Genomic DNA, 11,769 nt, shown 5'->3' with positions numbered 1-11,769 from the left:
CGTCGGGGTTGCCGGCCTCGATCCAGCCGGCCAGCGCTTCGCGCAGCGCCACATCGGCGCGCGGCAGGCCGTGCGTTTCGCGGTGCGCGTCGATGTCGCTCATGCGGTACAGATGCGGCAGCAGCCGCAGCCCGCGCAGCCGGATCGCCTCGGCGGCCTCGCGGCGGCGCCCGCCCCGGCTCAGCCGGTCGAACGGCAGATACGACGACAGCACGTCGATCAGCCCCACCGATTTGACCAGCTTCGCCTCGTGATCGTCGCGGCGTTCGTCCGGCGGCACGCGCCCCGGCGGGCCGTGCTCCCACGCCTCGCCGCGCAGCTCGGCCACGCACAGGCTGCGCAGGTGCGCGAGCCAGCCGTCCACCGTCGCGCCCAGCTCGTCGCGCGAGGTGTGCACCAGCAGCAGCGTATCGACGATGAACAGGATGAACGCGCCCACCACCAGGTCCTGCACGCGATCCACCACGCGCAGCCAGACCAGATCGGGCGTGGTGATGCCGGGCATCGCCACCAGCAGGCAGGTGGTGCCGGCCATCAGAAAGCCGTAGAACCTCGGCAGGCGGTCGCCCACCGCGAAGAACGTGGTCACGCTGATCAGCACCATCATCGCGCCGAAGATCACCGGCTCGGACAGCGAGAACAGGATCGACGCGAGCAGGCCCACGCCCGCGCCGGCCAGCGTGCCGGCCAGCATGTAGAGCCATTTCTGGCGCATCGCGGCGGTGGAATCGAGGGCGAGGATGTAGACCACCATCATCGTCCAGTACGGATAGTCGAAGCCGCGCGCGAACGCGATGCCGAGCGCGAGCATCGCGGCGAGGTAGAGCTTGAACGAGAGGAGGATGCGACCAGGTCGGATCAGCGGCATCGATGCGCTCGGGAAGCAGGAGGTGGCGATCCGCCGGCTGCGGATCGTCGGCCAGCCGGAACGGCCGGGGGCGGCGGATCGCGGGCGGGGCCGAACGGGCATGGCAACCAACAGGCGCGCCGATCATAGCATGCCGTCCCTTATTTCCTGCCGGTGGCGGGGGCGGCTTTCGGCCGCCGAAACCGCCTGCGCGGGGGCCGAATCATCACGCTTCGTTACCAGCGGCGCGCTGGTCATACATTGTTACAGCGACGATATGGAACCGTAAGCCCCATTTGGGATGATCGCCTGCACATGCCCGGTTCGGGACCGGAATCGTTCGTCATCCGTATGAACGGCGCCCCGCGGGCCACTCGGCGATCCACATGGCTGCTTTTTACGATCTCGGCGCGCGTACCTTGCGCCACCTTTACGATCGCAGGATCCGCAGCGCGGCGGTGTTCGACACCGCGGCGCTGTTCCCGGACGCGCGGCATTTCACGGCGGCCTGGCGCACCGTGCGCGACGAGGCGCTCGACGTCGCGCGCGACCTGCCGCGCATTCCGCGCTTCCACGAAATCATGCGCGAGCAGGCCGACATCTCGGCCAACGACGCGCGCGACTGGCGCATGTTCATCCTGCAGGCCTACGGCGTGCGCTTCGAGCAGAACCGGGGGCGCTGCCCCGCGCTCGCCCGGATCGTCGACGCCTCGCCCGACGTGCTGTCCGCTTCGCTGTCGTTCCTCGCGCCGGGCAAGCACATTCCGCCACATCGCGGGCCGTTCCGCGGCGTGCTGCGCGGCTATCTGGTGCTGTCGATGCCGAAGCGCGACGACGGCAGCCCGGCCGCCGTGCTGAAGATCGACGGCCGCGATCACCGCCTCGACGACGGCCAGTTCCTGCTCTGGGACGACACGTTCGAGCACGAAGTCTGGAACGACAGCGACAGCGTGCGGATCGTGCTGCTGCTCGACATCCGCCGCCGCGACCTGCCGCCGGGCCTGCGCCTGCTGTCGGCCGCGATCGTGCAACTGATCCGGATCGGCATCCGGCTGCGCGGCGGATCGATTCCGGTGTAGGCGGCGGCCTCGCGCGGCGTTACTGCCGCGCCGGCGTGCGGCGTTCGTAGCTCGGCGCGTGGCCGAATTGCGCGCGATAGGCCTTGCTGAAATGGCAGGGCGAATGAAAGCCGCACACGCTCGTCACGCGCGCGATCGACGCATCGGTGGTGCGCAGCAGGTCGCGCGCGCGTTTCAGGCGCAGCGTCAGGTAATAGTGCGTGGGCGACACGTTCAGATAGACCTTGAACATGCGCTGCAGATGGCGCTGCGAGAGGCGCACGAGGCGCGCCAGCTCGTCGAGCGACAGCGGCTCCTCGATATTGGCTTCCATGAGCCGCACCACTTCCACCAGTTCGGCGCGCGAAAAACCCACGCGCGCATCGACCGGAATCGGCTGCGGGTCGCCCGCGCCGCGAATCCGCTCCACGATGAATTGTTCGGACACCTGCGCGGCCAGCGGCTGGCCGAGCCGCGCGCCCACCAGGTTCAGCATCAAGTCGAGCGGCGCGGTGCCGCCGGTGCAGGTCAGCCGATCGCGGTCCACCACGAACAGTTCGTCGGCGAAATGCACGCGTGGGAATTCCTTGTGCAGCGCCGAGAGGTTCTCCCAGTGCACGGTGCAGCGGTAGCCGTCGAGCACGCCGGCCGAGATCAGCGCGTAGGCGCCGGTGCAGATGCCGCCGAGCGGCAGCCCGCGTTCGGCCAGCGCCTCGAGCGCGAAGCGCGTGCGATCGTCCACCACCTCGCGGATGCGCACGCCGCCGCACACGATCAGCACGTCGGGCAGCGGGCCGTCGAGATCGAGCTTGACGGTCGGGCGCACGGCGATGCCGTTGCTGGCCTGCACCGGGCCGCCGTCGAGCGAGTAGATCGACCAGCGGTAATGCTCGGCGCGGCCCACGTAGTTCGCCATCCGAAGCACTTCGACCGCGCTCGTGAACGCGATCATCGAGAAATCGGGCAGCGTGAGAAAACCGAAATGCGCGAGCGACTGGAGGGGCGCCGCGCGGGCGGCGGGAACGGTCTCGACTGCAAGGCTCACGATCGCTCTCCGGCATGAGCAGGTTGCACGAAGCCTGCCCGGGCGGCGTGCCGCCGGAGCAGGCAACAGGAACGAAACGCTTGGAACGGTGCAGCCCGGAGCCGGCCCGCAGGCCGGCTCCGGGCAATGCTCAGGCCTGCTGAGTGGCCGACGCCTTGGTGCCGAACAACTGGCGGAAGCCCGAGAACAGCGGCGCGCGAGCCGCGCCCGGCGCACGGCCGAAGCTTTCGGTGATGCGGTCGAGCACGATCGCCAGCAGCACCACCGACAAGCCGCTTTCGAAGCCCAGGCCGATGTCCAGACGCTGAATACTGGCCAGCACGTCGTTGCCGAGGCCGCCCGCGCCCACCATCGACGCGATGATCACCATCGACAGCGCCATCATGATGGTCTGGTTCACGCCCTGCATGATCGACGGCAGCGCGTTCGGAATCTGCACCTTGTACAGCAACTGCCACGGCGTGCAGCCGAACGCCTGGCCCGCTTCCACGATCTCGCGGTTCACGTGGCGGATGCCGAGGCTCGTCAGACGCACGGCCGGCGGCATCGCGAAGATCACCGTGGAGAGAATCCCCGGCACGCGGCCGAGGCCGAACAGCATCGCGGCCGGAATCAGGTAGACGAACGCGGGCATGGTCTGCATCAGGTCCAGGATCGGACGCACGATGGTGGACACCACCTTGCTCTTGGCCGCCCAGATGCCGAGCGGAATGCCGAGCACGAGGCTGATGATGGTGGACGACAGCGTCAGGCCGAGCGTGATGACGGTTTGATCCCAGAAGCCGGTCGCGAAGATCAGCAGCATCGCGGCCGTGGTGAAGATCGCGAAGCGCCAGCCCACGCGCCACAGCCCCACGCCGATGAAGATCGCCATCATCAGCCACATCGGGATGGCCTGCAGGCCGTGTTCGACGGCGGCGGCCAGGCTCTCGATCACGCGCCCGATCGCATCGAACGTCTTCGCGTCATGGTCGAGCAGGTAGCGGACGCCCTGGTCGACCCAAGTGCCGAGCGGAATCATTTCAGACATGGGAGCCTCGCGAGCGGGTAATGGCTTTCAGGAGCACGGCCCGATCGACGGAACCGCAGTAACAGCCGTCGGCATCGACGACGGGCAGGGCATTCGGGCTGGCCACCACGCGTTCGACCACGTGATCGAGCGTGGCGTCGTGCCGGATGGATTCGATCTGGCGCAGGTTCGGCGCGCTCGCGCCGATCGCGTCGCGCGTGACGAAGCCGCGGATCTTGCGGGCCTCGTCGAGCACGAACGCGTAGTCGGCGCTGCCGTTCAGCGTGGCGGCCACGTTGGCCGCGTCGAACTTCGACACCACCGGCACCGCGCCCGTCTGCATCAGATCGCCGGCCGTCAGGTAGCGGCTGGTGTCGATGCCGTCGAAGAACGCCCGCACGTAGTCGTCGGCCGGGTTCGCGATGATGTCCTGCGGCGTGCCGACCTGCACGAGGCGGCCGCCTTCCATGATCGCGATACGCGTGCCGATCCGCAGCGCTTCCTCCAGATCGTGCGACACGAACATGATCGTGCGGCGCTGCTCCTTCTGCAGTTGCAGCAGCACGTTCTGCATTTCCTTGCGCTTGAGCGGATCGAGCGCCGAGAACGCCTCGTCCATGATCATCAGCGACGGGTTCACGGCCAGCGCGCGGGCCAGGCCGACGCGCTGCTGCATCCCGCCCGACAGCTCGGACGGCAGCTTCTTCGAGAACGCCGCCAGGCCGACCTGCTCCAGCACGTCCATCGCGCGGCGTTCGCGATCCTTGCGGCTCACGCCGGCCACTTCCAGGCCGAACGCGGCGTTCGACAGCACGGTGCGCTGCGGCATCAGCGCGAACGACTGGAACACCATGCTCATGTCCGTCCGGCGCAGCGCCGTGAGCTCCGAGCGGCGCACGGCCGCGACGTCGCGGCCATCGATCATCACCTTGCCGGCCGTCGGCTCGACAAGGCGGTTGACGAGGCGGATCAGCGTGGACTTGCCCGAACCGGACAAGCCCATCAGCACGAAAATCTCGCCTTCCTGAACGTCGAACGACACATCGTGCACACCGACCACCTGGCCGGTCTGCTTGAAGATATCGTCCTTCGTCGACCCGGCTGCGAGCATGTCGAGCGCCTGCTTCGGGTTATTACCAAAAACCTTGCACAGACCTTCGACCACGACCTTGGGGGCATCCATTGAAACCTTCTCCTCGTGTAGCGGGGGCTCGCACAAACAGAGCGTGCCTCAATGGTTGCTAGAAAAAAGTAGAGGCAGCCGACGAATTCCGACAGTCGCTTGCGCAAATACGACACCTGCATTTGTCATGCGACGCCAAGCCTGGCGCGGCGCAGCGGCCCGCGGCGCCTCGCTTGCGGCGTTGCATCACGCGAAAAGCCGCACCGGGCGTGCAATCTGCGACGGCATCGTGCAACGCGTCACGCGCCGCGCGAGGCCGCCCGCGCGGCGGAAAAACACAAGCCGGAAAGTCGTAATTCGACAAGATCGTGTCCGATCGCCGATAGGCCCGCAAGGGGCCTCGGCGCCCGGTCGTTCGAGGGCCCGGACGCGCCGAGGTGCAACCCGGTCGCACCTCGGTCGGCACGCCCGGTGCACCGCGCGGCGGCCTGGCTTTCCAGCGCCTTTCACGACGCCGGAATGGTTGCGTGCGCATCCGGTTGCCGGCATCGCGGCGGCACCGCATTCGTCAGGAATCCGGATAATCTTGCGCGGTGCGCGGCCCGCTATTGCACCGCGCCCTCGCCCATCCTCACGTCGTGTTCGACGGCAAGCGCGGTGGCCGCCATCACGCGGATCGCCTGCGCCTGCAGATCGGCCGACAGGCTCGGCGTGCCCGGATGCCGCGCGGCCAGCGCCGGATCGCACGGCAGATGCACGAAGCCGCCGCGCGTGGCCGTGCCCTGCGCGGCGAGATGATGGAGCAGCGTGTAGAACACGGCGTTGCAGGCATAGGTGCCGGCCGTCTGCGACACCGAAGCCGGAATCCCGGCCGCGCGCAGGTCGCGCACCAGCGCCTTGATCGGCAGCGTCGAGAAATAGCCGGCCGGGCCGCCCGCCACCACCGGCTCGTCGATCGGCTGCCGGCCGGCGGTATCGGGAATGCGCGCGTCGATCACGTTGATCGCCACGCGCTCGACGGACACATCCGCGCGCCCGGCCGCCAGCCCGAGGCACAGCACGAGCGACGGCGCCGTCTCCTCGATCGCGGCCAGCAGCGCCGGCCCGGCCTCGTCGAACACGCAGGGCAGGCAGCGCGCCGCCAGGCGTGCGCCGTCGAGCGTTTCGCCGTCGACGCGGCGGGCGGCGTCCCACGACGGGTTGTGGGCGTCGCCGCCGAACGGCGCGAAGCCGGTGACAAGAATCGTGCTCATGCGTACGGCCCCGGAGAATGGCGCAAGCGCCCATCTTAGGCCGGTTCGCGCGCCCCAGAAAAAATGCCCCGGCGGCGTATCCGCCGGCGGGGCCAACCCATGTCAGAGACAACGCCTGAATCGAGCGCGTCACGAACGATCTTAGCTACGGCCACGGCGGCGCCCAACCAGCCAATCGTGCTATCCAATCGACCGGCCTTCCGGGCCGCTTGCCATGCTTCGAGGCATATCGATAGAACGAAAAGTCGTTTCGCGCGGCGCGCGCGGCTCGCTACCATGGCGGTTCAGGCCTGCCCGATCAGGCACCGCATTCCGGGAGCGCACTTTGACTGCATTCGACCAACACCGCCGGCCCTTCATCGTCGGCATCGGCGGCACCACCCGCGCCGCTTCGTCCACCGAGCGCGCACTGGGCTTCGCCCTGCGCGGCGCGCAAGCGGCCGGCGCACGCACGCGGCTGTTCGACGGCCCGTTCCTGCATTCGCTGCCGCACTACGCCCCCGAGCAGAAAAGCCTCAGCGCCGCGCAGATCGAGCTGATCGAAGCCGTGCGCGACGCCGACGCCGTGATCATCGCGACGCCGGGCTACCACGGCGGCGTGTCCGGCCTCGTCAAGAACGCACTCGATACGCTCGAAGAGCTGCGCGCCGACGAACGCCCCTACCTCGACGGCCGCGCCGTCGGCTGTATCGTGACCGCCTACGGCTGGCAGGCCGCCGGCACCGTGCTGAGCTCGCTGCGCTCGATCGTCCACGCGCTGCGCGGCTGGCCGACGCCGTTCGGCGCCGCCGTCAACACGCTGGAAACGCGTTTCGAATACGCCGACACCTGCACCGACGCGAAAGTGGCCGGCCAGTTGGAAACGGTGGGCGCGCAAGCCGCCGAGTTCGCGCTCGCGTTCGGCTCGCACCGGGCGGCCACGCGCGTGGCGGCCGAGGGCGGCTTCGCCCCGGTGCTGAAGCTCGCCACCAAGTAACGCCACCGCCAGGCGCCGCCCGCACGGCGGGCTTGCACCCCGAAAGCCGGTCTCCGACCGGCTTTTTTGCATGCGCGACGGAAATACCACCGGCGGAGCCGGCTCCGCCTGGACGCCGCCGCCCATCGCGGCCGCGATGCTAAGGATTCGCCCGATCGCCGGCATATGCTTCGCCGGAATGATTGGTTCCGGCGCGGTGCCGGGGCGCTTACGCTGGAACCTCCTGCACTTCACGCTCACGCCCCGACGCAATGAATCGTCCGATCCGCTACAAAGGCTACGAAATGGCGCCCGCCGCCGCGCAGCAGCCCAACGGGCTGTTCGCCGCGAACCTCACGATCGAGCGGACCACCGCCGGGCCGCCGCGCGCCTATTCGTTCGACGCCATCGACTTCTTCTTCGACGAGGCGCTCGCCCTCGCCTACGCGTCGCGCTGGGGACGCATCTGGATCGACGCCCACAGTTGATCCGTATTTGACGAAACGCAAGCGGGACAAGGGATCGCGACCTGGCACGAGAAAGCAGGAAATGGTGGCCTATGCAAGAATGTTCCACCGCATTTTCACGCCACCGTCACATACGTTTCCCATGTCCGATACGCTAGAACAGGAGCAGGCGGCCGATCACGCCATGCGCAACTGGGCGCACGAGGGCGCAGGCCCGGTGCGCATCGGCTCCGACGCGCACCGGCAGATGTTCTGCCGCATGTTGCTCGACACCCACAACCCCTACAAACCCGCCGTCATCGATTGGCCGCCGCTCGCGCCCGACGCGCTGAAGCGGCTCACGGCGCTGCCGATCTGGGACATCGCCGTGCAGACCGAAGGCCGCGCCTCGATCCGCGTCGCCACCTTCGCCGCCACCGTAGCGGATCCGCTGTTGCGCGCCGCGCTGACGATGGACGGCGAGGAAGAGGCCCGCCACAAGGTCGTGCTGTCCAAGCTCGTCGAGGCCTACGGCATCCGCCTCGCGCCCGAGCCGCCGTATCCGCCGCCCGCCGATCCCGAATGGGCCTGGGTGCTGACCGGCTTCAGCGAATGCATCGACAGCTTCTTCGCGTTCGGGCTGTTCCGTTCCGCGCAGCAATCGGGCTTCTTCCCCGAGGAACTCGTGGAAACCTTCGAGCCGGTGATCCAGGAGGAAGGCCGCCACATCCTGTTCTTCGCGAATTGGTACGCGTGGTACTGGCGCAACCTGCCGTGGTGGAAGCGGCCGTGGTTCTTCCTGCGCGTGGCCGCGATCTGGGTGACGCTGATCCGCGACCGGATCGGCATCGCGCGCGGCATCGACGCCGACGGCGTGGCCCACGACGCCAACTTCCCCGCCAACGCCGCCGCCACCGTTGGCACCGACACGCTGAAGCCGCGCGCCCTGATCGAGCTGTGCCTGGCCGAGAACGACCGGCGCATGGCCGGCTACGACGCGCGCCTGCTGCGCCCGAAGTTCGTGCCGCGCCTCGCGCGCCTCGCGCTCAAATTCATCCGGACGTAATTCGATCCACCGGGCGGCGCCATGCCGCCCGGCGCGCTTGCCCGCCGTCACGCCCTGCCGCCGTCTTCCCCTTCCGCAGCCTTCCCTGCCGCCTTTCTTCCTGCCGCCGCCCTGCGCGCGGCGGCCGTCATGCGCGCCGAAAGAAAATCGAAACCGGAAACAAGCCCGCCGCATCCAAAAATCGCGCGTTTTGAAAGCGGCGGGTGCGCCGTATTCCAGTGAACCAACCGGTGCAATTTGCCCCGGTTTGCCTGGTGCCAATGCACCAGATCGCGCCGACACGACATCGGCTTTATGGCATTTTCACCACATCATACGAATGATGAAATAGTTCAATCGACCGTTTTTATAAATCCTCATAAACGTCGTATTGATAAATTTTCGGTTTTCAATTTTACAGTTCCAGATCACACTCGCCCGAAGAATTCCTTACGCATTGCAGCATTTTTGAATACAGAGTCACCTCTGAATCATTCCAATATTTTCCATAGCACCTTATCTGTCATGGATTTCCCGCAGATATTCCGGGACTTTTGACCGATACAATGGATTCCTGAAATTCCAGTTACCGATTCTTCAAAAAACTTAACAACCCTATAAAAGAGAATCGTAGAACAATGTTTTACAGTTGATATCTGCGAGTTTGCAGTTGTTTTCATTTGAAATTTGCGAGCTCTCATAGAATCCGCGCAATCGATCGCTTTTCCGTGCATACCGGCAGTCACGCCTGAAATTGCCTGGTGCAACGCACGGTTCCGTGGAGAAAAGCAGCATGAATCGCAATTACCGTTCGATCTGGAACGAATCTCTCGGGGCTTGGGTGGCTGCATCGGAAAACGATTCGGCTCGGGGTAAACCCAATAAATCGGCAGTTGCCAAAGCGGTCACTACCGCCGTGCTGGTCGCAGGCGCGACCAATCAAGTCGCGCACGCGCAGTACGCGACAGGCGGCGGCGTCACCACCAGCACCTCGGCCATCGCGATCGGCGGCAATGCGGCGGTACTGGGCGTCTACACGCCCAGCAACACCACCGCCACCGGCACCGGCGCGATCGCGATCGGGTCGAACTCGACATCGAGCGGGGTCGCCTCGATGGCGCTCGGCTATGGCTCCACGGCCACTGGCACCACCTCGATGGCCGTCGGCAATGGCTCGACCGCCACCGGTATCTACACCACCGCCTTCGGCCACAACGCGTTCGCCACCGGCGCCAGCGCGATCGCCGTGGGTTCCGGCTCGGGCGCAACCGGCACCGGCGCGACGGCAGTCGGCAACGACACGCGCGCGACCGGGAGCAGCGCGGTGGCCGTCGGCGGCGGCGACAGCTCCGGCACTGGCGGCGCCACGGCGTCCGGCAGCAGTTCGGTCGCTGTCGGCCGCTTTTCGGTGGCCAGCTCCACCAGCGCGCTGGCTGTGGGCGCCGGTTCGACGGCGTCCGACCAGTACACCGTGGCGCTCGGCCCGGGTGCAACCGCGTCTTACACGGGCAGCGTGGCGATCGGCAACGGCAGCGCGACCGCCGGCGCCGCCCCGACCACCCTCGGCTACCTGACCGGCCAGGCGGCGCCGTCTTCGGAAGTGTCGGTGGGCAACGCCTCCACGCTGCGCCGCATCACGAACGTGGCCGATGGCGCGGCCGCGACCGACGCCGTCACCGTCTCGCAACTGAGCACCGGGCTCAGCACCACCACCAGCTCGATCGCGAGCTTGTCGACCTCGACCAGCAGCTCGATCACGAGCCTGTCGACTTCGACGTCGAGCGGGCTGTCGACCGCCAACAGCCGCGTGACGTCGCTGTCCACCGGGCTTTCGGCGACGAATAGCAGTGTCACTTCGCTGTCGAGCGGGTTGAGCACGACCAATAGCAGTGTGTCGTCGTTGTCGACTGGCGTTGGGTCGTTGTCTACCGGGCTTTCGGCGACGAATAGCAGCGTCACTTCGCTGTCTAGCGGGTTGAGCACGACCAATAGCAGTGTGTCGTCGCTGTCGACCGGCGTTGGGTCAATTTCCAGCGGGTTGTCGGCGACCAACAGCAACGTCGCCTCGTTGTCGACGGGCGTGGGATCGCTGTCCACTGGGCTTTCCACGACGAATAGCAATGTCACCTCGCTGTCGAGCGGGTTGAGCACGACCAACAGCAGCGTGTCGTCGTTGTCGACCGGCGTTGGGTCGATTTCCAGCGGGTTGTCGGCGACCAACAGCAACGTCGCCTCGTTGTCGACGGGCGTGGGATCGCTGTCCACTGGGCTTTCCGCGACGAATAGCAATGTCACCTCGCTGTCGAGCGGGTTGAGCACCACCAACAGCAGCGTGACGTCGCTGTCGACCGGCGTTGGGTCGATTTCCAGCGGGCTGTCGGCGACGAATAGCAACGTCACGTCTTTGTCCAGCGGTCTCAGCACGACGAACAGCAACGTCTCGTCGCTGTCTTCGGGACTCGCATCATCGAGCAGCTCGATCTCCTCGCTGTCGAGCGGATTGAGCACGGCCAACAGCAACGTGTCGTCGTTGTCGACAGGCGTCACCTCGATCTCCAGCGGACTGTCGACCACCAACAGCACGGTTTCGTCGCTGTCCACCGGCGTGACGTCGATTTCGAGCGGACTTTCCGCCACCAATAGCACCGTCTCTTCGCTCTCCTCTTCAACTTCGACGAGCGTGGGATCGCTGTCCACCGGCTTGTCGTCGACGAACAGCAACGTTACGTCGTTGTCGAGCGGCCTCAGCGCCACGAATAGCAACGTCTCGTCGCTTTCGACGGGCGTCACCTCGATTTCCAGCGGACTGTCGACGACCAACAGCACGGTTTCGTCGCTCTCCTCCTCGACTTCGACGAGCATAGGCTCGCTGTCCACCGGCTTGTCGTCGACGAACAGCAACGTTACGTCGTTGTCGAGCGGCCTCAGCACTACGAATAGCAACGTCTCGTCGCTTTCGACGGGCGTCACCTCGATTTCCAGCGGACT

The 11,769-nt window shown here is 66.6% G+C and carries 9 protein-coding genes and 2 pseudogenes; 5 read left to right on the top strand and 6 right to left on the bottom strand.

Translation table 11 applies throughout. The annotated features are described in order from the left end of the window. Window positions 1-868: FUSC family protein (locus G3N92_RS23655; protein ID WP_206130007.1), on the bottom strand; the 868-nt coding region annotated here is incomplete at its 3' end. Between the two features lie 365 nt (window positions 869-1,233). Between G3N92_RS23655 and G3N92_RS23650 the strand changes: the two genes are divergently transcribed. Beyond that, a complete protein-coding gene (locus tag G3N92_RS23650) occupies window positions 1,234-1,926 on the top strand; it encodes an aspartyl/asparaginyl beta-hydroxylase domain-containing protein (protein ID WP_206130006.1) in 693 nt (230 codons plus the stop codon). Window positions 1,927-1,945: 19 nt separating this feature from the next. On the opposite strand, the gene G3N92_RS23645 is transcribed toward G3N92_RS23650, so the two are convergent. The 4 genes and pseudogenes from G3N92_RS23645 to pcp form a co-directional block, all read right to left on the bottom strand. Continuing rightward, window positions 1,946-2,953 (bottom strand): GlxA family transcriptional regulator, encoded by a 1,008-nt coding sequence (locus G3N92_RS23645; protein WP_206130008.1) that lies wholly within the window; start codon window positions 2,951-2,953, stop codon window positions 1,946-1,948. A 127-nt stretch (window positions 2,954-3,080) separates the two neighbouring features. Then, complete coding sequence (gene choW, locus G3N92_RS23640; protein ID WP_206130005.1) at window positions 3,081-3,980, bottom strand: choline ABC transporter permease subunit; 900 nt, start codon at window positions 3,978-3,980, stop codon at window positions 3,081-3,083. Further along, window positions 3,973-5,257: pseudogene (locus G3N92_RS23635) on the bottom strand (glycine betaine/L-proline ABC transporter ATP-binding protein); the annotation flags it as partial. The gene choW and the pseudogene G3N92_RS23635, both read right to left, overlap by 8 nt. A gap of 430 nt (window positions 5,258-5,687) precedes the next feature. After that, window positions 5,688-6,335, bottom strand: coding sequence for a pyroglutamyl-peptidase I (pcp, locus tag G3N92_RS23630; protein WP_206130003.1), 648 nt, complete (start codon window positions 6,333-6,335; stop codon window positions 5,688-5,690). Window positions 6,336-6,660: 325 nt separating this feature from the next. Here pcp and G3N92_RS23625 point away from each other — a divergent pair, with 325 nt between their 5' ends. The 4 genes and pseudogenes from G3N92_RS23625 to G3N92_RS35550 all read left to right on the top strand — a co-directional run. Next, window positions 6,661-7,311 carry an NAD(P)H-dependent oxidoreductase gene (locus G3N92_RS23625; RefSeq protein WP_206130002.1) on the top strand — a complete coding sequence of 217 codons (651 nt, stop codon included), beginning with the start codon at window positions 6,661-6,663 and terminating at the stop codon, window positions 7,309-7,311. Window positions 7,312-7,562: 251 nt separating this feature from the next. Next, entirely contained in the window at window positions 7,563-7,778 is a 216-nt protein-coding gene (locus G3N92_RS23620) for a transcriptional regulator (RefSeq protein WP_206130001.1), read from the top strand. A 121-nt stretch (window positions 7,779-7,899) separates the two neighbouring features. After that, entirely contained in the window at window positions 7,900-8,802 is a 903-nt protein-coding gene (locus tag G3N92_RS23615) for a ferritin-like domain-containing protein (RefSeq protein ID WP_206130000.1), read from the top strand. A gap of 772 nt (window positions 8,803-9,574) precedes the next feature. Next, window positions 9,575-10,282 (top strand): annotated as a pseudogene (locus tag G3N92_RS35550) (ESPR-type extended signal peptide-containing protein); the annotation flags it as partial. A gap of 65 nt (window positions 10,283-10,347) precedes the next feature. On the opposite strand, the gene G3N92_RS35545 reads toward G3N92_RS35550, so the two are convergent. Then, window positions 10,348-11,769: hypothetical protein (locus G3N92_RS35545; RefSeq protein ID WP_339385802.1), on the bottom strand; the 1,422-nt coding region annotated here is incomplete at its 5' end.

The sequence above is a fragment of the Burkholderia sp. Ac-20379 genome, assembly GCF_017104645.1.
Classification (GTDB): Bacteria; Pseudomonadota; Gammaproteobacteria; order Burkholderiales; family Burkholderiaceae; genus Burkholderia.
This window is presented reverse-complemented; position numbering and strand designations above follow the sequence as displayed.

Coding starts and splice junctions, on each gene's coding strand:
- G3N92_RS23650 (WP_206130006.1), top strand. CDS start 1,234: ATGGCTGCTTTTTACGATCTCGGCGCGCGTACCTTGCGCCACCTTTAC.
- choW (WP_206130005.1), bottom strand. CDS start 3,980: ATGTCTGAAATGATTCCGCTCGGCACTTGGGTCGACCAGGGCGTCCGC.
- pcp (WP_206130003.1), bottom strand. CDS start 6,335: ATGAGCACGATTCTTGTCACCGGCTTCGCGCCGTTCGGCGGCGACGCC.
- G3N92_RS23620 (WP_206130001.1), top strand. CDS start 7,563: ATGAATCGTCCGATCCGCTACAAAGGCTACGAAATGGCGCCCGCCGCC.
- G3N92_RS23615 (WP_206130000.1), top strand. CDS start 7,900: ATGTCCGATACGCTAGAACAGGAGCAGGCGGCCGATCACGCCATGCGC.